Consider the following 19,620-nt stretch of genomic DNA (forward strand, 5'->3'; position numbering starts at 1 on the left):
GATATCTCTCCTTTAAATGGACCAAAAAGTTAAGCAAATATCAGAGAATGACTTTTGAATAAAAAAGTTAATTTGTTGTGTTATAGCTTCTGGAATAAACGATAATTGATAGGTATAATTCCATTTACCCATGTTCTAAAGCCTAAAACTTCTCTTGGAGTACCTGGTGTAAAACGGTTAATGGATGATTTTTTTATTGATTCTACTGTCGGGGTTGGAACGACCGTTATAGGAAATAATCGTTATGTTTGAAAAAAGGATCAGACAATGAGACACCCTGTCTGATCTTTTTTATATCCGCAATAGAAGTGTTAGGGTTTATACAGGGATATCCGCTGAATTACAATGACTTTCGTTTACCATTACTTTACAGAGGAGATTAGAACCTTTTAGTAGAATTAATTAAAGTTCAGTTTATAAATTAAAAATGAAATACAGGTAACTGATTGCAGTGTAAGGGCTAAAATTATCACCAAATTGAATTAAAGGAGAACTAATATGATAACCCTTGCCGAAAGAAACGATATGATTACCTACGTCACTCAAAACAAATCCCTTTTTGAAGAGAGATTATTATCAAAAGCCGTTAATGTCGCGGGTAAAATTAAAGAAATTCTCGATAAAGGAAATATTGATTTACTCCATAATGCTGGGAAACTAGTAGTGTATATAATTGAACAAAACGGTGATGACTTAATTGCTTTAGGTAAAAAGCAAGGAATCGCCTGGGCTAAACATGCACTAACACTACATTTAAAGCTAGAATGGGTACAAGCAATCCGACGTACCCTATGGAGTTTCCTTGAACAATATTATAGTGATAATGATAAAAATTTAGACTTTTTCATACTAGAAAAAGAATTTAATGATCAGGTGGATAAGTTCCTAAACACATTGGTTATCAGTTATTCCAACTATAAAGACGAATTGATCAAATCCCAAAGACAAATAGTTGAGCATTTATCCGTTCCGATTATCCCGATAAGCCAAAGTATTGCTGTCTTGCCTCTCATAGGCTTTATGGATTCCTACCGTATGCACATCATTGAAGAAAAAGTGTTAAACGAAATATCCCGTTTAAAGATCCAAACCCTTGTCATGGATTTATCTGGTATTGCAGAAATGGATTTAGAGGAAATCGTTCATTTCCAAAAAATCTTACAAGGAATTTCAATGATGGGTTGTAAAGCGGTCATTACAGGATTACGTGCGGACCTTGTAAGGAAAATGATCCATGCTGGTGTTTCTTTTGAAAACAAGGCGGAGACGAAAAGTACTTTACAGCAGACCTTACAGGACTACTTATCAATAGAACACTTAGTATAAGAATGAATCTTTATTAAATAGATTTGAATTCCAACAACACAGAATGAAAGAAGGGACTAGTAAAGATCCCTTCTTTTTTTGGTGAGATATTTTTCATGATTATTGGGTCATCCTTAATTCTTCATAGGCATCTATAAAGCTTTTATAGGTATATTCTCGTCTCTGGATTGATTGAGGTAACAGGCGCGAGCAGACGAAACAAGTCGTATGAAACAGGCGAATAAGCTTTATTGTATTGGTTAGGTAAAGGGGAATAATTATTTTAATAAGTCTTTTTGGATCATAGTTAAGGCATATTAAGAGAAATCTATGCCATATAGATAGAATTTCAAGTGCGATTTGACTTTGGGAACCGACTCCGACTATGATTATTTAAAAAGCTTATTTTCTCAAAAAAGTGTGGGAGGGACTAATATCACCATGGTTTTAACTGTTTCAAACCACATAGCCGAAAACGCGGAATCGTTAGCATTAGAAATCGTTAACGGTGTTCTGGATAGGATGAAATTAGAAATACCTAAAACGGAAAAAGAACAAGCGATAAAGATGTATGTTGATTTTATAAATTCTTTTAGTGATTCACTTTTTAACGAGAATGAGGGAGTGCCACAATCACTGATTGATTGGAGTAAGAAGAACGCAGCAGGTCAGGTATTTCCAGGAGGGAAAATTTCAGAGATCATGGTACGTTATCCCCCGACCAGGGAAGTCATTACAGATTTGTTTACAAATCTGAGTATAGACTTTGGTCTTACAGTAAAAGAATTTGGATTTATCATAAAACAAATAAACCGAATATTAGACATTAGTCTGAACGAAACGGTTTTTACTTTCGAACGCCTATCCGAAGAATATAAGGAATCCACACAAAGAGAAATGGCTGAACTTTCAGCACCGATTGTATTGGTTAAACAAGGTGTAGCCATTGTTCCATTAATTGGTTTTATAGATTCTTATAGGGCGGATTATATTATGGAGAAAGTCATTCCTAAAATTGCTGAACAACAACTGCATACGGTTATTGCCGATTTTTCTGGCATATTGAGACTCGATACAGAAATCGCGCGCCATCTCCATCAGATTGGACAAATGCTTGGTCTGCTAGGGATTAAAACATTAACAACAGGTCTGCGTCCGGACTTAGCCCAAACGGCTGTAAATAGCGGCATAAATTTGTCTGTACTCCATACATTCGCAAATGTTAAGCAAGCACTGGAAAGTATTAAATAACCGCATTTTTACTAAGCATCACTTGAAAAAGTGATGCTTGTTCATGTTTCCAGACAGTCTGAAACGGTCAATTAATGAATGAAAGAAGGGGCGAGTTATAGTCCCTTCTTTTCAAGTTGCCGTGTTCTCTTTCCTGATTATTGGGTCATCCTTAATTCCTCATAGGCATCTAGAAAGCTTTTATACGTATAATCTCCATACAGGTTCTTATTGTTTTTAAAAAATAATTCCATCGTCAGGTCTCTGGCTTGATCGAGGCAGCAGGCGCGAGCAGACCAAACAAGTCGTATGTAGGATAAGAAGTACTCTTTTTTTAGGGCTCCCCCATGATTAACGGTCATCATTCATACCTCTCTTTTTTAAGCACATTTTAAGCAAGGTTCCTTTATGGTTTGAATAAGATGGGACACTTCACTTTTATTTGTAAGAGCTTGATTCTCATCATATTTCCAGGTATCCTTACGGCCCTTTTCACTCTCATACTGACGAAATTTAGGCATTTCAAAAAGTACATATCCATTCACCATCATGATTTCTCCTTAAACCAATAAAGTTGATCCATAAATCAAGAAAAATTGATTTAATGCTGAAAAAAATTAGCAGGAAGGTGGCTTGAATACACAACAGAGTTCATGGGAAAGAAGATGGTCAACTTCCTCTTGGTTGATTTGGTAATAACTCCATGTTCCTCTTGTTTCTTTGATAAGGATGTTGGCATCAAGCAATATCCTTAGGTGGTACGATAACTTGGATTGAGCCATATTATCCATTAGAGGGGCTAAATCACATACACACATTTCTCCCTTTTGTGTGAGAATATGCATGATTTCGAGTCGCTTAAGATCTGCCAGTGCTTTAAATTTCGCTTCGTATTTCGTAAAAAACGTTTTCATTGAGACGTCTTGAAGTGGAATTTCTTGATTCATTTTTTCACCTTTTCTTCATCAAAACTTCTTGATGAACTCATCTTATATCCATTATTTTCATATGTCAATCTTAATATCTTATGAAAATGATTTGTACATTATGTCCTCCATCCTCTATTTTTTATAATCAAATTTTTTTGATAAAGCAGTTGCATTTAGAAAATACTGCTAATATACTTAATTCATCAAAAAAAATTGATTTATAGGTTTTTACCCAAAAGCTTGTGAACGAAGGAGAAATCGAAAAGTATTTGTTCAAACCAGATGAGAAATCATTCGTGGAATAGAACCAGTCAAAATGAAGGCTCATGCAGGGAAGAATCGGCTACCGTCGGGCAGCTAACCTAGAATAAACGATTGAAGGTATATAGGAGATGCTTTAAAAATGGATCACATAAATATTCGGAATGCTTCTCAACGTGACATTGAAGAAATCTTAGCCATATACAATGAAGGCATAAGCGATCGAATTGCCACACTGGAAAAAGAAACGAAAGATTATCCCTATATGATGGACTGGTTTAACAAGCATCAGGATCGATACAAAGCCATTGTGGCGGAGAACGACGGAGAAGTAGTCGGATGGGCAAGTTTGAACGTCTACAATGCACGTGCGGCTTATAAGGGAGTGGCAGACTTGTCCGTCTATATAAAAAGAGGATACCGCGGAAAAGGAATAGGAGGTAGACTGCTCACCTCCATTGAAAACCTGGCGCGGGAGAATGAATTTCATAAGATCGTCCTCTCTACGTTTCCCTTTAATGAATTAGGGCAGGGCCTATACAAGAAAAAGGGATTTCGTATCGTAGGAGTGTATGAGAATCAAGGGATGTTAGATGGGCACTATGTCGATGTAATGGCCATGGAAAAATCTTTAATCTAGGAGGGAAAAAGTAATGAACGAAAGCAGACAGCAAACACTTCCAGTCGCTATTATCGGAGGAGGTCCCGTAGGGCTTGCGGCAGCGGCCCAATTACTCACAAAGGGGGAGGAGTTTATCCTTTTTGAATCAGGAAGCTCCATTGGTTCAAGCGTGCTTGAATGGGGACACGTCCGTATGTTTTCACCATGGCATTACAACATAGATCGAGCAGCAAAGGAGTTTCTGTTAAAGTCAGGATGGTCTCCGCCGAATGAAGAAGAACCGCCGACAGGACGTGAACTCGTAAACGACTATCTTCTGCCTCTAAGCCATCTCCCAGAGATGAAAACAAAGATCTACCTCAATGCGAAAGTCGTAGGGGTCGCGAGAAAAGGACTGGATAAACTGAAAACGGCCCAAAGGGAAAATGCTCCTTTTCAGGTGTATGTGGAAATAGACGGAGAGACAAAAGTGTTTGAGGCAAGAGCCGTTATTGACTCGTCTGGAACCTGGAGACATCCAAATCCGATCCTTTCCAATGGGCTTTGGACTAAAGCAGAAAAAATGCTGGAAAACCGTATCTATTATGGTATTCCGAATGTAAAGGAACTGGAATCCCGATATAAAGATAAAGCCGTCATGGTAATCGGCAGCGGTCATTCCGCCATAAACGCTCTTCTCGAATTGGCGGATCTAAAAGGAAAGTTCCCTGAAACTCAAATTTACTGGGCGATGAGAAAAAAACGGGTCCAAGAGGTATATGGCGGTCAGGAAAACGACGGCCTTCCAGCCCGTGGGGAACTCGGAATCAAAATTCAAAAACTGGTGGATACACATCAAATTAACATTCTTACCCCTTTTTATATCCATGGAGTGAGTGAGACTGACGGAAAAATCATTGTAACAGGGGACCTTAAAGGAGAGGAAGTATCCATAAACGGAATTGACGAAGTGGTCGTAAGTACGGGTTTCAGACCAGACACACGTTTTTTACAGGAAGTAAGGCTGAGTACCGATCCTGCGGTTGAAAGCGTAGAGGCTCTTGCGCCGCTGATCGACCCGAACATTCATAGCTGCGGTACGGTTCGGCCGCATGGGGAGGCTGAACTTCGGCAGCCTGAAAAGAATTTCTATATCGTGGGTATGAAAAGCTACGGCCGTGCCCCGACCTTCCTTCTCGCAACTGGATATGAACAGGTCCGTTCTGTGGTGGCCTATTTGACAGGAGACTTCGAGGGGGCAAAAGAAGTTCAATTGGAGCTTCCTGAAACAGGCGTTTGCAGGACCAATCTTGCAAGCTGCTGTGAGCCTAGTAGTCCTGCCCAGCAACCAACAAGCTCCTGCTGCGGAGGGCCCGTTAAGATTGAAATAACCCGTTCTTCCTGCTGCGGATAACAAAAGAGACCAGTCTGTTTGAACTGTGCCCCAGTTTACGGACAGTTTAAAAAAAGCACCTAAGCTGCTAATAAATGGCCTCGGTATTGTACCGGGGTCAACTTTTTCACCTCAAGAGATACACGCACTTAAAAAAATCCAAATGTACAAACGTATCACAGCCAAATTTAAACGTTGATTTACTATAAAGTTTTTATACGTATATTCTCCATACAGATCCTTATTGTTTTTAAAAAATAACTCCATCGTCAAATCTTTGGCTTGATCGAGGCAGCAGGAGCAATCAGACCAAACAAGTCGTATGTGTGCTGGCAGCGGCTGAAACTGTAACCCTCTATATTTTTGGATGATTTTCCTATAAAATGAAATAAAACTTAATGAATGATAAGAAATAGAGATAGACCGAACTCGGGGTGGCAGAATGAATATCAGACAGAAAAAGATGTTGGAACTATTAGCGGGGAAACAGCAAAATGAATACCTAACCATCCAAGAGATGGCATCTGTGCTGGGTTGTTCCGAAAAAACCATCCGAAATGATTTTAAACAGATCGATGACTGGGTGAAAGACGAATATCAAGCGACTATTATAAGGAGGCCGAATATAGGAGTTAAGATCGATATGTCTGCGGAAGGAAGAAAAAAACTGTTGAGCTACCAGGAACAGGGACACTCCCATCAGGCAGAGGATGATATCAACCGAAAAGCAGAGATTGTCGTGCAGTTGATGGGAACCAAAAGCTGGACCATCCACGAGCTAAGCGAAAAGTTTTACGTGAGCAGACATGTGATCAAACAGGACCTGAACGAAATTGAATCCTGGCTTGAGCCGTTCGGCCTGACGATCGAGTCGAGAAAAAAAGTGGGGATTCGGCTGCTGGGCACCGAAAAAGACAAGAGAACGGCGCTTATGCGGATTCGTCCATGGATACAAGGAGAAAAAGAATCCTGGTTTACAAGGTATGAAGTCGAAAAAGCGGAGCAGCAGGTAAAAAAGATTGAAAAAGAATTGAAAAGGGAGTTTTCAAGAGAGTCGGCAGAAAATTTAAGATTTCATCTTTTGATCATGGTGAAAAGGATTAAGGAAAAACAGAGAATCATCCTGTCGCCCGATCAAATGGAGAAGGTGAAGAGGAAAAAAGAATATGAAGTGGTGAAGACGGTTATATGCGAACTGGAAAAACCCTTTGTGATCAAGTTTCAGGAAGAAGAAATCATGTACTTCTTTTTGCATGTCTTGGGAGCCAAAACAAAGAATGCAACTGTCTTGAACCACAAGGAAATCCCTCCTAAAATCCATTCCTTTTTAACAGACCTGATTATGAATATGTCAGAGCTGACCCAAATCCAGCACAAAGAAGACGAATCGCTTGTTCATAGCCTGGCGGTGCATATGGAGTCGGCGTTTGAGCGGATTGAACATGCTCTGTATTATCATAACCCGCTCTTATCTGACATTAAGAAAACATACCCCTATACATTTGATTCCCTTTTTCATGTCGTGAAGGAGTTAGAGGAAAGTGTTGGTTTTGAGTTTCCTGAAGATGAAATCGGCTATCTCGTTCTCCACTTTGAAGCTTCAAAGGAACGTCTAAAGAAGATTGACGGGAAAAACAAGAGGGCAGTTGTGGTCTGTTCCCTGGGAATTGGGATGTCCCAGCTCCTCACCACAAAAATGGAAAGGAAGTTCCACTCCCTGGATATCATCAAATGTGTCGGGGCGGAAGATCTGCAGGAAGTGGTAAAAAAAGAACATCCCGACTTTATCATCAGCACCATTCCATTGCCTCATCCAAAGATTCCAGCGGTCACCGTTTCCCCTTTATTGCCGCACCATGATGAAGAGAAACTGAAAAAATTCATCTCAGAACTGGAAAGTGTGCATATTTCCGAGTTTTCCACCTTGAAAAAGCTTGTGGATCAAAATATGTTTGTGTTTAAAGAAAGTGTAGAAAGTCCCCGTGACATCATCGAGTGCCTGTATAAGAAACTCAAAGAAAACGGGTATGTGAACAGTGAATACTTGTCTGATGTCGTCGAAAGAGAAAAAGTGGCTCCTACCACTATTGGGGGAGAAATAGCGATTCCCCATGGCCATCCGAAAAATGTCCTGAAAAAAGGAGTGGCCGTGGCTGTATTGAAACAACCGATTCAATGGAAGCGCGAGATGGTTTCGATGGTCTTTATGCTGGCGATTAAAGAGTCGGATGAGGAAACCAGAGGATTATTCGAAGAGATCAGTTTCCTTGGGGAGAACAAAGACATTCGGGAAGAATGGAAAGCATGTGATACAAAAGACGACTTTTTCCGCAATTTGCGGTAAAAAGTCGTCTCTTTTTATGCCGTTTTATGCCGTAGTATACATACAAGGACATTACAACAATCATCAAAGTTGAACTGGGAGGTGATGGAACATGCTTCGATCTAGGCTGACGGGCGAAATGGTCCAATTTATACCACGTGCAAAAAACTGGGAAGAAGCCATACGAATGGCTTCAGAACCCCTGTTAAAACACGGATATATCGAAGCGGGATATGTGGATGCCATGATTTCGAATGTGAAGGAGCTTGGACCGTATATTGTACTCATGCCGAGAGTGGCCATGCCGCATGCACGGCCTGAAGATGGGGTCCGTAAAATGGGAATTTCCCTTCTGATTACAGAAGATGCGGTTTTGTTTGAGGGAGGGAAGTCTGCCAATGCATTCTTTGTTGTAGCGGCAGAAGATGCAACCTCCCACTTAACTCTATTACAGGAAATATCCGATCTATTGTCTGACGAAGAAAAAATAACAAAACTTTTAGGGGCTGGAACCTACGAGGATCTGCTCAACTTACTTTAGGAGGAACAAAAGATGAAATTATTAGCGGTATGTGGAAATGGGTTAGGAACGAGCTTTATGCTTTCACTCAATGTCAACAAGGCCATGAAAGAACTAGGAATCGACGGAGACTGCAAAAATATGGACCTTGCAAGCGCCAAAACAGAGAGTGCAGATTATTACATCGGTTCCCCTGAAATCATGGAACAATTGGAGGATGGCCGTAAAAAAGTGATCCCTGTCGTCAATATGGTGAGCCTAAACGAAATCAAGGAACAGTTAAGGAAGCATATTTTGGAGGTGGAATAATATGTTTGACTTAATAATGAAAGACATTCTGGGAACTCCAGCCATCCTGGTCGGGCTATTTGCCTTGATTGGGTTGCTTCTCCAGAAAAAAGGAATTGCGGATGTGGTATCTGGAACATTGAAGACCGTCATGGGATTCATCATATTAGGGGCGGGTGCCACGGTCATCGTGGGGGCTCTTGATGTATTCGGAAAGATGTTCGAAAAAGCGTTCCATATCAGAGGGATTATCCCGAATAACGAAGCCATTGTTGCCCTTGCCCAGAACAGTTTTGGGGCGGAAACGGCCATGATTATGCTGATCGGGATGATTGTGAACATCCTTCTTGCCAGATTCACGAAATTCAAATACATATTCTTAACAGGTCATCACACCCTGTTTATGGCGTGCCTTCTTGCGGCGGTATTGTCCACTTCAGGGCTAAGCGGGTTTGGACTTGTGATTGTAGGTTCCATCATCCTTGGGGCACTCATGGTTCTTCTTCCTGCCCTATTGCAGCCGACGGTGCGGGAAATTACAGGTTCCGATGATATAGCGGTGGGGCATTTCGGTTCCATCGGGTACTTTGCAGCAGCTAAAATCGGAAAACTAACAGGAAACAAATCTAAATCAACAGAAGAAGTGAAGGTGCCGAAGTCCCTTGGTTTCCTACGTGATTCCTCCGTCGCCCTCGCCTTAACCATGGCCATTATGTTCTTTGTGGTGGCGCTTGCGGCAGGTCCGTCTTTCATTGAAAAGGAATTGAGCGGCGGGACAAACTTCCTTGTATTCTCTTTATTGCAGGCCATTACCTTTGCGGGTGGTGTGTTCATCATCCTGGCTGGGGTTCGGATGCTGATTGCAGAAATCGTCCCAGCATTTAAAGGGGTAGCAGACAAAGTGGTTCCAAATGCAAAACCAGCCCTTGACTGCCCGATTGTATTCCCATTCGCCCCTAATGCCGTTATTATCGGTTTCTTATCAAGTTTTGTAGCAGGACTCATCAGCATGCTGCTGCTTCCTCTCTTTGGGCTATCCATCATCGTCCCAGGATTGGTTCCACACTTTTTCACTGGTGCAGCGGCAGGTGTATTCGGAAACGCTACTGGCGGACGCAGAGGGTCTATGATCGGGGCATTTGTAAACGGTCTCATCATCAGTTTCCTTCCAGCCCTCCTTCTGCCTGTTCTTGGTTCTCTTGGATTTAAGGGAACCACATTCGGAGACTCCGACTTTGGTGTGGTTGGTATACTGATCGGCTATATTATCAAGTTGTTTTCATGAGATTAGCGCCCCATTTTGGGGTGTTTTTTGTTTAAAGAGAAACGTTTAGTTTTGAGTATTTCTTTTCTTAAAGTAATCCGTTTCTCTAGAATAGAATAAAAGGTTTTATATTCTTCGGTTAGTTGTTGCCTATCGTATCCCTTGGCAATTGTACCAACCAAAAGGTTTGCGAGTTGAAGGGGAATATCGGATTTACTATTATTAAAACCGAACGTAGAGTAGTTAAAAGAATTCGTCCTTCCTACTGACTTTTTATTTTATAATAAGTGTATTAATTTGGTTCAAGTTCTCTGACTAAATTCCGTAAACTCCGTCTTCCAGATGAGGGTTAATTAGATCTGCTTAAAGAAAAATCAGTTGAAATTGCATTAGAGAAAGGAATCATTAAAAGTAAAACCATCATCTTGGATTCCACTCATACAAAATCACGCTATAATCAAAAAACACCAAAAGAATTTTTACAAGAAAAATCAAAAAACGTTTGGAAAGGAGAAGAGGAGTATGAAAAGACAAAGAAATTCTCGAAATAAACTACTTATTTTTACGACTCTACTTTTAATAGTTGTAATAATTATTGGCGTTTATTATGCAACCAAACTAATTCATAGCGAACAGGCGCCAGCTAATGAAAGCCCAATTATAACTAATCCTTCCGGTAAAAAAATAATGGATTCGAAGAAGAATCAGATTTCAAGTCCTGAGAAATTAGTAGAAGAAACTTTTTCCTTATCTAAGGAAGGTAAGGTTCCGAATATTCCCTTTGTTTCCGGTAAAACAGAATGGAAGGAAGTAAACAAAGAGTGGGGAAAATCAGACCATATTTCGAAAACTGCTAAAGGCAGGTATGAGGAATACAAAAATCATCATTCTACAATCGGCTATGCCGATCAGACTGTAAATGATATACGGTCATATGATGCCGAACTACAAAATATCTCTTTAAATGAAATTAAGAAAACGGGTGGAGAACCCGATGTAATTCGATACTATAAAGATTCAACGCATGACCAAATAATCCTTGTCTATCATGAAAACACTTCTACTGATTTATTATGGGTTTTACCAGTAAAAACAGAACAGGAGCCAAATCCTAAAGTTGACCATATCTCACTCTATACACAGATTGAAAAGAAACCAAATCAACAAGCACAAGTTGAAAAAAAACCGAATCAACTAGAAAGTAAAACCATTTCAGAAGTGACTTCTAAAATGAGCTTAGAAGATAAAATTGGGCAAATGATTCTTGCTGGGATTTCCGGGACTACAATGGATGCAAACGCAAAACAATTAATAGGCCAATTCCATGTCGGGGGGATTATTTTTTACAAGTATAATTTTGAAACCCCTGCACAAGTGATTCAACTTGTGAACCAACTGAAAGCTGGAAATAGTTCGAGTCTACCGCTATTATTAGGCGTTGACCAAGAGGGGGGACGTGTGACAAGATTGCCGGGTGGACTTGTTAACTTTCCTCCAAATAAACAGATTGGGCAGGTAAATAATCCAGAGTTTTCTTATAAAGTGGGAACACTTTTAGGGCATGAATTAAAAGAATTTGGTTTAAATCTCGATTTTGCACCTGTTCTTGATATTAACAGCAATCCAAATAACCCCGTAATCGGGGATCGATCATTTGGGAACAATCCGGAAATCGTAAGTAAACTTGGGATTCAAACGATGAAAGGGATTCAGTCTCAAAACGTCATCACAACCATTAAGCATTTTCCTGGTCACGGAGATACATCGGTTGATTCCCATCAGGAACTTCCAATTGTAAATAAAAGCCTTAAGGAACTTAAAGAACTAGAGCTATTTCCGTTTGATCGTGCGATTAATCAAGGCGCAGATGTTGTGATGGTGGCCCATATCTTATTGCCTCAATTAGATAAAACGAATCCAGGGACCATCTCAAAAGCTGTCATGACGGAACTACTAAGAAAACACCTTGGTTTTACAGGAGTCATCATAACGGACGATATGACAATGGGAGCTATAACAGGACATTATGATATTGGTAAAGCAGCGGTAGAATCAGTTAAGGCAGGAAGCGATATTATTTTAGTAGGGCATGGCTATAATAATGTTGTAAAGATTATTTCCTCTATAAAAACTGCTGTTGAAAATGGGGAAATTTCCGAAAAAAGACTAAATGAAAGCATAGGTCGAATTATTCAACTAAAAAGGAAATATAGCATTAACGATACGAAAGTGGGAAATCCTGACATAAATGGAATAAATAACTCTATCAATAGTCTTCTGAATGATTATTTACAGTAATTATTAAATAGATTCGCTAGTTAAAAGATTACTTATCCCGTATTGGAGTGTACTGGAGAAAGAGATGTTGAAAAAATACTATCGGTGCCTTGAGGCAAAATAAAAGATAAATGTGCTCTAGTTGAATAAGCTAACAACCGAAGATAAATAGAAAAAATAGGCTCGATTCCACTATAATAGGAACCGGGCCTATATATAATTAAACTAATTATCGTATCAGAATAGTTATTACATCGTACATAGAAAAAATCCACTCTAAGTTATTAGAGTGTTTTTTTCTATTGCATCTATTTCTCAGCTGACCCATCCAGCTGATGTAAAAGGTGCATGATTCTTTCGTTTATTTCATCCAATTCCTTTTTATTCAATCCAGTTGCGTCGAATAAGGATTGCGGAACACACGATGCCTTCTCCTGTAGTGCTTTGCCAGCCTGTGTAATAAGTATGTTCATGACTCGTTCGTCCACTGTGTCACGGCGGCGCTCAATGAGACCGGCAGCTTCCATACGTTTGAGTGGAGGAGCTGTACTAGCAGGGGCAGTACCTCCGTATCTTTACAAAACTGAGGATAATCCGGACGGTGGATTTGACGATGCAATAATCAAAGGCTTACAAGATGGAGTAAAGGCAGATCGAATTGCATTCCTCGATAACTTTACGACGAACTTCTTCGCATCTGGGGACAGAACGGATCTAGTGAGCGAAGAATTCCGATTATACAATCGTGACATTGCAGCATTTGCTTCACCAAAGGGCACACTTGACTGTATCGCAGCGTTTAGTAAAACAGACTTCCGTGGTGATTTAGATAAGTTCAACGTACCAACACTAGTTATTCACGGTGATTCAGATGCCATCGTTCCATTGGAAGTCAGCGGGCAAAAGGCGCATGAACGTATTCCGAACAGTCAGCTTGTGGTAATTAAAGGTGGTCCTCATGGGTTTAATGTGACGCACGCTGAGGAGTTCAACGCGGAACTGATTCAATTTTTGAATACTACTGAATCAGATTCTATATTATAAATTTTATAATAAATAATGAAGGCATCAAATAGATAACCTCTGTAGATCTCGAGAGAAATTTAGTAAATTGAAATTTAATAATTCTATTCATTTAATTGAATTTGACAAAGGATATAGCCCTAGAAAACAAAGATATATACATCTTTGTTTTCTAGGGCTTTTGGCGTTTTTATATGTATTAAGCTTTCCTATTCAATATGGGCTTTTGGATATGAAATTTTAGTTGATAGAAGCAATAACCAACGGAATGAGAGCCGTCATATTGAGCTGAAACAAGTTATCTGATCCTCCTGCATGCACATAATAGTAGTTAGTCAGAATCTAAGTGAAATCTGCTGAAATGAACCTAAGTTGCTCACATAGAATATGTTACACGATAGCCCGGCCATATCAGCACTTGTGTGAACGATTAATGATTGAATAAGATTTTCCAAATTCCACATTTTTTAAGATTTTCTGGTTTGTAAGCCTTGAGTTAAGGGTAAGTTATTTCGTGGAGGTGTTTAATTTGGCAGAGAATAAAGATACCAATTCTTCAAATGGACAAGAGCAGGAACGCGAAAGTCTTACAACACGTCAAGGGCATCCCGTTACGGATAATCAGAACATCCGTACAATTGGCAATAGGGGCCCGGCCACACTTGAGAATTACCATTTTATCGAAAAAATATCCCACTTTGACCGGGAAGAGGTGCCGGAGCGCGTCGTGCATGCGCGGGGATCTGGAGCTTTTGGCTATTTTGAGACATATGGCAAAGTGGGAGATGAACCTGTAGAAAAATATACCCGTGCGAAGGTATTCTCGGGTGCAGGCAAAAAAACACCGCTTATGGTCCGCTTTTCAACAGTGGCAGGAGCGAAGGATTCTCCGGAAACAGCCCGTGACCCCCGTGGATTTGCCGTAAAAATGTATACGGAAGATGGAAACTGGGATCTGGTTGGCAATAACCTGAAAATTTTCTTTATCCGCGATGCGATGAAATTCCCTGATATGATTCATGCATTTAAAGCCGATCCTGCTTCAAACGTACCAAATCCTCAGCGGATGTTTGACTTCGTTTCCCGTACTCCCGAGGCAACACATATGATTACTTTCTTATTTTCTCCATGGGGCATTCCGGCTACATACCGCCACATGCAGGGTTCTGGAGTCAATACCTATAAATGGGTGAATGATCAAGGGGAAGCTGTATTGGTGAAATATCACTGGGAGCCTAAGCAGGGAATCCGCAACCTGACACAGGAAGACGCGGACAAAATACAAGCGAAGAACACAGGCCATGCGACACAGGATCTATATGAGGCAATCGAGCGGGGAGAATATCCTGAATGGGAGCTCTATGTGCAGATTATGGAAGATGACTACCATCCTGAGCTGGATTTTGATCCGCTTGATGATACAAAACTATGGCCGGAGGATCAATTCCCATGGCTGCCTGTCGGACGTATGGTGCTTGACCGTAATCCGGTAGATTTCCATGCAGAGATTGAGCAGGCTGCCTTCGGTACAGGGGTCCTTGTCGATGGTATGGACTTTTCAGATGATAAGATGCTCCAGGGCCGTACCTTCTCCTATTCCGATACACAGAGATATCGTGTAGGTTCGAACTATCTCAAGCTTCCGGTTAATGCCCCGAAGACTGCGGTGCATACGAACCAGCAGCGCGGCCAAATGGATACCCGCGATCCGAAAGAATCAGGAGAGAATCCTCATATTAACTATGAGCCATCCATGATAGGGGGCTTTAAGGAAGCAAGCAGGGAAGCACGCCCGCAGCACCGGCCAATGTATAATGCGGCCGCAATGACTGAACCGATCGACCGTCCTAACAACTATGGACAGGCTGGCCATACGTACCGCAGTTTTGAAGATTGGGAGCGGGATGAATTAATCAAGAATTTGTCCGAAGCGCTTGCCATCTGTGATAAACGAATTCAGGATGCCATGATTGAACATTTCACACAGGCAGACGAGGAATATGGACGCCGTGTACAAGAAGGTATCGAGAAGAAAATGCAAGAACTAAAGGAAATGAATATGGAAAACCAGGTACCTGGCCGGGAATCCGGTAAAACGAGATTTGGCCAAGGAACCTCGGCAGCCAAAGCAGCGGTTGAAGACGCTGTGGAGAAAAGCCGCGAAACGGATCCATATTAATACCCAGCTAAAACCGATGAAAGGCTGTCCAGAAAGCCAGTAATATTGGCTTACGGGCAGCCTGTTTTTATAATCATGTTTATGTGAAGATGTCCCGGTCTGTGTCTGTACGACGAAGAGTTTTGGAAAATCGGGCTTGGCTGTACAGAAGTCTAAGGAGACCAACCCTAAATGAACCGAATATAGTAGGAGCAGAAAGACAAAAAGGGGTGATCATATGTACGGTTTCAACAGCTATTATGGCAGCTGCTATCCGGCGCCTTTCGCGGGAGGGCCATATCCGTACCCTTATCCTGGAGGAGCAGGGGCAGCCTATGCTCTATTGGTCGTCTTGTTTATCCTGCTTCTTATATTTGGTTTCTGGTGGTATGCAGGCTGGTGCGCCAGGGCTTACTAGGGCTTATGCAGAAGGCATAGCCCTTTTAAAGTTTTTAAATAGAAATATTTTCTTTTACCGCCTATAATATAGGTAGAAAAGGGGGGGGAGTATGAATTATTCAATTAATTGGGATTTAGACACTTTTTTTAAAGGAGGCAGCCATTCACCTGAGTTCGCCGATCATTTAAAAGAAACTGAACAGAAATTATTGCGTTTTAGCGAGTACATAAACACTTGGAATGTAAAATCAGAAGATGGAGATAAAGATATTATTCTACATATTATTGAGCAATTTGCTTCGACAGGTGCCAGGCTGCGGCAGGCAGGGGCATTTGTTGGCTGTCTGGAGGCACAGGATACGACCGATGTGAAGGCCAGGGAGCTAAGAGGCAGAATTACAGGCTTCAGTGCGGAGTTTTCCAGCGCTCTAAATCAGTTTGACCAGAAGCTCGCTCAGCTTGATGAACAGTTTTTCCAGTCCATCCTGAGAGATGAGGTGCTGAGCCAGCTGAGGTACGTCCTTGAGGAAAGGCGCGAGCGTGTGCTTGATAAGTTATCCTTGAAGGAAGAAACATTGATCAATCAGCTGTCCATTGATGGCTACCATGGCTGGGAAGAAATGTACGACGTTTTAGTAAGCTCTGTCAAAGTGCCTTTTGAAGGGAAGGAGCTTTCAGTCGGACAGGCATCCAATAAGTTTTCAGATCCAGACCGGATAGTAAGAGAGAATGTATTCAGAGCCTGGGAAAAAGCATGGGGAGAAAAAGCTGAATTATTTGCAAGCACCCTGAATCACCTGGCAGGCTTCCGGCTGAATGTATATAATCAGAGAAAATGGGATTCTGTCTTGAAGGAGCCTTTGGATTATAACCGGATGACAGGGGAAACCTTAAACAGCATGTGGCAGGCCATTTCCGATCAAAAAGAGCCGCTGGTACGATATTTAAATAGAAAAGCTGAACTTCTTGGTGTGGATCAATTAAGCTGGTATGACTTAGATGCTCCCTTATCTGAAACAGGGGAAGTAAAATCCTATCAGGAAGGTGCTGAATTTATTACAAAGCAGTTTGGCAAGTTCGGTAAGAAGCTGGCTTCTTTTACTCAAAAAGCTTTTGAAGAATCCTGGATTGAAGCGGAAGACCGGGATAATAAGGCACCGGGAGGGTTTTGTACTGGATTTCCGCAGAGCAGCCAGTCCAGAATTTTCATGACTTACTCGGGGACACCGTCCAATGTCTCTACTCTTGCCCATGAATTAGGACATGCGTTCCATTCCTATGTGTTAAAGGACAGTCATTATTTAAACCGAGGCTATGCCATGAATGTGGCAGAGACTGCTTCTACCTTTGCTGAGCTCATCGTTTCAGATGCAGCTGTCAGGGAGGCGGATTCAGAGGAGGAGAGACTGGCGCTTCTTGAGGAGAAGGTCCAGCGGAGTGTTGCCCTGTTAATGAATATCCATGCACGATTTATTTTTGAAACGAACTTTTATGAAGAACGGAAGCAGGGAGTTGTCAGTGCTGCACGACTTAGCGAGTTAATGGAACAGGCTCAGCAAGAAGCTTATGGCGGCGGTCTGGCAGAGTATCATCCATTATTCTGGGCATCCAAGCTTCACTTCTTTATTACAGATGTACCTTTCTATAATTTCCCATACACATTCGGCTTCCTGTTTTCTCTTGGGATTTATAAGAAGGCAGTCGAAGAGGGAGAAAGCTTTGAAGAGAAATATATCGCTTTATTAAAGGATACAGGATCCATGAAAGTGGAGGACCTTGCCAAGAAGCATTTAGATGCAGACCTGACTCAGCGTGAATTCTGGGATGACGCGGTATCTATGTGTGTCAAGGATATAGAGGAGTTCCTCAGCCTTACTGACGCAAAAGTAAAATAAGCAGCAACGAAAACAGGCGCAGCTGTTACAGCTGTGCCTGTTTCTGCTTTGGATGGCTACATTTTCTTAAGTTTAATGGGACTGACCATAAAGAGAGATAATACAATCATCAAGAATAAAAAGTACATACCAGGCATGCCAGGAGCGGTCAGATAGCTGAGGGCCAGCAGGCAGCCGGCTGCGGTAATCGGAAGACCCGTAAAATAATCCGAGTTTTTGTTGATATTGAACCTCGCAAGCCTGAAGACTCCGCACACTATATAAAAAATAAAGAAAAAGGCAGCCGGGGCCTCAAAATCAGCCGCTACACCCTGATAAATGACAAGAGCCGGTGCTGCACCGAAGGAAAGAATGTCTCCAAGTGAATCCAGCTGTCTTCCAAATTCCGATCCGCAATTAAATTTCCTGGCAACTTTTCCATCCAGACAGTCAGCCAGTGCGGCAAGGAAAATACATAAAACTGAAGTATGCAAACTGTTATTCATGGCTGCTATTATCGAGTATCCGCCCAGACAAACATTTATCATAGTTACTCCATTGGCAGCCTGTGATTTCAATTTCTTGATCGTCTGGTCCAATACTTCCTGAAAAATCATTGCGTTCACTCCTTCAGGCAAAAGGGATGATGGAAAGACTCCTGTGTATGTTATATAATAATATTTTATTTAAATGCTTTTATGCTAAGATGCATCCGTAAAAGAGCGGCGGCAAGGAGGAGAATTCCTATGATTAGGCAGTCCTTATACCGGACACTGATTGAACTGACAAACGGCAGGATTACTTCCGGGGCATTGAGGAGGTTTTCCCAGTCTAAGCTGAGTAAATTTTTAATTCCTTCTTATGCAAGGCTGTATAAGCTGAATCTTAATGAGGTGGAACAGGATATAAAGGAGTTTGAAACTCTGCATGATTTATTTACCCGCCGCCTGAAACTCAAAGCAAGGCCGGTCCATCCGGGCCGCGAATCGATTGTGAGTCCCGTGGATGGGGTTCTTGAGGACATTGGGGAAATCGGCCATGATAGTATAATTACAGTCAAAGGAAAGGACTATTCCATTGATGAAATGCTGAATGACAGTGCGGTGCTTGATAAATATATCGGCGGCAGATACATGGTCATTTATTTGAGCCCCAGCCATTATCACAGAATTCATAGTCCTGTTGAAGGCGAGGTTGTGAGGCGCTGGCTCCTGGGGAAGAAATCGTATCCTGTCAATGCATGGGGAATGAAATTCGGAAGAGAGCCGCTTTCTAAAAACTATCGGATTATTACAGAAATAAAATATCACGGAGGCTATCTGTCTCTGGTTAAAGTCGGAGCGATGTTTGTAAACTCCATTGTCGTGACACACTCAGATCAAAAAGTCGAAAAGGGCGAGGAACTGGCCTATTTCAGCTTTGGATCGACCGTAGTCCTTCTATTTGAAAAAGGGACCGTTTCACCCGCGGATATCCCGAGCCTTCCGCTTCCAGTACATGTGGGGCAGGAAATTGGGTATATAAAAAAAGAGGCAGAAAGCACCTCTGGGCAGGTGTAAGGAAACAAAAAGCCCTGCATAGGCAGGGCGTAAAATCATTATGAAAGATAATGGAGTCTGTGGCTTAATGTCCTTCGGTTGATTTCTGATTCGATAAGGCGGATGAATTCCGGGCTGAGCTTTAATTCCCTAGCTTTAAAGTAAGATTCAATCAATAGGTCATCTGACATCTTGTTCATAGATCGGGCCTGGAGCCTTTTCACCTCCCATAGAATG

19 protein-coding genes and 2 pseudogenes are annotated in these 19,620 nt (G+C 41.5%); 15 read left to right on the top strand and 6 right to left on the bottom strand.

Annotated elements, in window-relative coordinates; all coding sequences use genetic code 11:
* Positions 1–498 precede the first annotated feature (498 nt).
* Together H539_RS0113215 and H539_RS0113220 are read left to right on the top strand one after the other, a co-directional pair.
* Positions 499–1,326: an STAS domain-containing protein gene (locus H539_RS0113215; RefSeq protein WP_026693906.1), complete on the top strand. Its 828-nt coding sequence runs from the start codon at positions 499–501 to the stop codon at positions 1,324–1,326.
* Between the two features lie 420 nt (positions 1,327–1,746).
* Positions 1,747–2,556 (top strand): STAS domain-containing protein, encoded by an 810-nt coding sequence (locus H539_RS0113220; protein ID WP_035322551.1) that lies wholly within the window; start codon positions 1,747–1,749, stop codon positions 2,554–2,556.
* A 137-nt stretch (positions 2,557–2,693) separates the two neighbouring features.
* On the opposite strand, the gene H539_RS0113225 is transcribed toward H539_RS0113220, so the two are convergent.
* From H539_RS0113225 to H539_RS0113235, 3 genes are all read right to left on the bottom strand, one after another.
* Positions 2,694–2,900 (bottom strand): hypothetical protein, encoded by a 207-nt coding sequence (locus tag H539_RS0113225; protein ID WP_245602175.1) that lies wholly within the window; start codon positions 2,898–2,900, stop codon positions 2,694–2,696.
* Positions 2,901–2,915: 15 nt separating this feature from the next.
* A complete protein-coding gene (locus H539_RS31520) occupies positions 2,916–3,086 on the bottom strand; it encodes a hypothetical protein (protein WP_155890035.1) in 171 nt (56 codons plus the stop codon).
* 66 nt (positions 3,087–3,152) lie between these two features.
* Positions 3,153–3,482, bottom strand: coding sequence for an ArsR/SmtB family transcription factor (locus tag H539_RS0113235; protein WP_180321052.1), 330 nt, complete (start codon positions 3,480–3,482; stop codon positions 3,153–3,155).
* Positions 3,483–3,867: 385 nt separating this feature from the next.
* Between H539_RS0113235 and H539_RS0113240 the strand changes: the two genes are divergently transcribed.
* The 8 genes and pseudogenes from H539_RS0113240 (at position 3,868) to nagZ (ending at position 12,412) form a co-directional block, all read left to right on the top strand.
* Positions 3,868–4,365, top strand: a complete 498-nt coding sequence (locus tag H539_RS0113240; protein WP_026693910.1) for an arsinothricin resistance N-acetyltransferase ArsN1 family A — start codon at positions 3,868–3,870, stop codon at positions 4,363–4,365.
* Positions 4,366–4,378: 13 nt separating this feature from the next.
* Complete coding sequence (locus H539_RS0113245; protein ID WP_026693911.1) at positions 4,379–5,740, top strand: NAD(P)-binding domain-containing protein; 1,362 nt, start codon at positions 4,379–4,381, stop codon at positions 5,738–5,740.
* 421 nt (positions 5,741–6,161) lie between these two features.
* Positions 6,162–8,063 carry a BglG family transcription antiterminator gene (locus H539_RS0113250; protein WP_026693912.1) on the top strand — a complete coding sequence of 634 codons (1,902 nt, stop codon included), beginning with the start codon at positions 6,162–6,164 and terminating at the stop codon, positions 8,061–8,063.
* A gap of 91 nt (positions 8,064–8,154) precedes the next feature.
* Positions 8,155–8,583, top strand: a complete 429-nt coding sequence (locus H539_RS0113255) for a PTS sugar transporter subunit IIA (RefSeq protein WP_026693913.1) — start codon at positions 8,155–8,157, stop codon at positions 8,581–8,583.
* Between the two features lie 12 nt (positions 8,584–8,595).
* Complete coding sequence (locus tag H539_RS0113260) at positions 8,596–8,871, top strand: PTS sugar transporter subunit IIB (protein ID WP_026693914.1); 276 nt, start codon at positions 8,596–8,598, stop codon at positions 8,869–8,871.
* A gap of 1 nt (position 8,872) precedes the next feature.
* A complete protein-coding gene (locus H539_RS0113265; protein WP_026693915.1) occupies positions 8,873–10,135 on the top strand; it encodes a PTS ascorbate transporter subunit IIC in 1,263 nt (420 codons plus the stop codon).
* Positions 10,136–10,419: 284 nt separating this feature from the next.
* Positions 10,420–10,653 (top strand): annotated as a pseudogene (locus H539_RS30820) (IS5/IS1182 family transposase); the annotation flags it as partial.
* Positions 10,637–12,412 (top strand): beta-N-acetylhexosaminidase, encoded by a 1,776-nt coding sequence (gene nagZ / locus H539_RS0113270; RefSeq protein WP_026693916.1) that lies wholly within the window; start codon positions 10,637–10,639, stop codon positions 12,410–12,412. The pseudogene H539_RS30820 and the gene nagZ, both read left to right, overlap by 17 nt.
* A 287-nt stretch (positions 12,413–12,699) precedes the next feature.
* On the opposite strand, the gene H539_RS28510 is transcribed toward nagZ, so the two are convergent.
* The gene (locus H539_RS28510) at positions 12,700–12,864 is read right to left on the bottom strand and encodes a hypothetical protein (protein WP_245602176.1); all 165 of its coding nucleotides are present in this window, start codon (positions 12,862–12,864) and stop codon (positions 12,700–12,702) included.
* Positions 12,865–12,934: 70 nt separating this feature from the next.
* Here H539_RS28510 and H539_RS28515 point away from each other — a divergent pair.
* The 4 genes and pseudogenes from H539_RS28515 to H539_RS0113295 form a co-directional block, all read left to right on the top strand.
* Positions 12,935–13,435: pseudogene (locus tag H539_RS28515) on the top strand (alpha/beta fold hydrolase); the annotation flags it as partial.
* 508 nt (positions 13,436–13,943) lie between these two features.
* Positions 13,944–15,593 carry a catalase gene (locus H539_RS0113285; RefSeq protein ID WP_026693917.1) on the top strand — a complete coding sequence of 550 codons (1,650 nt, stop codon included), beginning with the start codon at positions 13,944–13,946 and terminating at the stop codon, positions 15,591–15,593.
* Between the two features lie 217 nt (positions 15,594–15,810).
* A complete protein-coding gene (locus tag H539_RS0113290) occupies positions 15,811–15,990 on the top strand; it encodes a YjcZ family sporulation protein (protein ID WP_026693918.1) in 180 nt (59 codons plus the stop codon).
* Between the two features lie 91 nt (positions 15,991–16,081).
* The gene (locus H539_RS0113295) at positions 16,082–17,866 is read left to right on the top strand and encodes a M3 family oligoendopeptidase (RefSeq protein WP_026693919.1); all 1,785 of its coding nucleotides are present in this window, start codon (positions 16,082–16,084) and stop codon (positions 17,864–17,866) included.
* 56 nt (positions 17,867–17,922) lie between these two features.
* On the opposite strand, the gene pssA is transcribed toward H539_RS0113295, so the two are convergent.
* Positions 17,923–18,462 (bottom strand): CDP-diacylglycerol--serine O-phosphatidyltransferase, encoded by a 540-nt coding sequence (gene pssA / locus H539_RS0113300; protein WP_026693920.1) that lies wholly within the window; start codon positions 18,460–18,462, stop codon positions 17,923–17,925.
* A gap of 132 nt (positions 18,463–18,594) precedes the next feature.
* Here pssA and H539_RS0113305 point away from each other — a divergent pair, with 132 nt between their 5' ends.
* Positions 18,595–19,404 (top strand): phosphatidylserine decarboxylase, encoded by an 810-nt coding sequence (locus tag H539_RS0113305; protein ID WP_026693921.1) that lies wholly within the window; start codon positions 18,595–18,597, stop codon positions 19,402–19,404.
* Positions 19,405–19,442: 38 nt separating this feature from the next.
* On the opposite strand, the gene H539_RS0113310 is transcribed toward H539_RS0113305, so the two are convergent.
* Entirely contained in the window at positions 19,443–19,583 is a 141-nt protein-coding gene (locus tag H539_RS0113310) for a sporulation histidine kinase inhibitor Sda (protein WP_026693922.1), read from the bottom strand.
* Positions 19,584–19,620 lie beyond the last annotated feature (37 nt).

Source organism: Peribacillus kribbensis DSM 17871, assembly GCF_000430765.1.
In the GTDB taxonomy this organism is placed as follows: domain Bacteria; phylum Bacillota; class Bacilli; order Bacillales; family DSM-1321; genus Paraperibacillus; species Paraperibacillus kribbensis.

Bases quoted from the DNA above. Each gene is read 5' to 3' on its own strand.
- pssA (WP_026693920.1), bottom strand. From the start codon at position 18,462: ATGATTTTTCAGGAAGTATTGGACCAGACGATCAAGAAATTGAAATCA.
- H539_RS0113295 (WP_026693919.1), top strand. From the start codon at position 16,082: ATGAATTATTCAATTAATTGGGATTTAGACACTTTTTTTAAAGGAGGC.
- H539_RS0113245 (WP_026693911.1), top strand. From the start codon at position 4,379: ATGAACGAAAGCAGACAGCAAACACTTCCAGTCGCTATTATCGGAGGA.
- H539_RS0113240 (WP_026693910.1), top strand. From the start codon at position 3,868: ATGGATCACATAAATATTCGGAATGCTTCTCAACGTGACATTGAAGAA.
- nagZ (WP_026693916.1), top strand. From the start codon at position 10,637: ATGAAAAGACAAAGAAATTCTCGAAATAAACTACTTATTTTTACGACT.
- H539_RS0113220 (WP_035322551.1), top strand. From the start codon at position 1,747: ATGGTTTTAACTGTTTCAAACCACATAGCCGAAAACGCGGAATCGTTA.
- H539_RS0113225 (WP_245602175.1), bottom strand. From the start codon at position 2,900: ATGATGACCGTTAATCATGGGGGAGCCCTAAAAAAAGAGTACTTCTTA.
- H539_RS0113290 (WP_026693918.1), top strand. From the start codon at position 15,811: ATGTACGGTTTCAACAGCTATTATGGCAGCTGCTATCCGGCGCCTTTC.
- H539_RS0113260 (WP_026693914.1), top strand. From the start codon at position 8,596: ATGAAATTATTAGCGGTATGTGGAAATGGGTTAGGAACGAGCTTTATG.
- H539_RS31520 (WP_155890035.1), bottom strand. From the start codon at position 3,086: ATGATGGTGAATGGATATGTACTTTTTGAAATGCCTAAATTTCGTCAG.
- H539_RS0113255 (WP_026693913.1), top strand. From the start codon at position 8,155: ATGCTTCGATCTAGGCTGACGGGCGAAATGGTCCAATTTATACCACGT.
- H539_RS0113215 (WP_026693906.1), top strand. From the start codon at position 499: ATGATAACCCTTGCCGAAAGAAACGATATGATTACCTACGTCACTCAA.
- H539_RS0113265 (WP_026693915.1), top strand. From the start codon at position 8,873: ATGTTTGACTTAATAATGAAAGACATTCTGGGAACTCCAGCCATCCTG.
- H539_RS0113310 (WP_026693922.1), bottom strand. From the start codon at position 19,583: ATGAACAAGATGTCAGATGACCTATTGATTGAATCTTACTTTAAAGCT.
- H539_RS28510 (WP_245602176.1), bottom strand. From the start codon at position 12,864: ATGAACATACTTATTACACAGGCTGGCAAAGCACTACAGGAGAAGGCA.
- H539_RS0113250 (WP_026693912.1), top strand. From the start codon at position 6,162: ATGAATATCAGACAGAAAAAGATGTTGGAACTATTAGCGGGGAAACAG.
- H539_RS0113235 (WP_180321052.1), bottom strand. From the start codon at position 3,482: ATGAATCAAGAAATTCCACTTCAAGACGTCTCAATGAAAACGTTTTTT.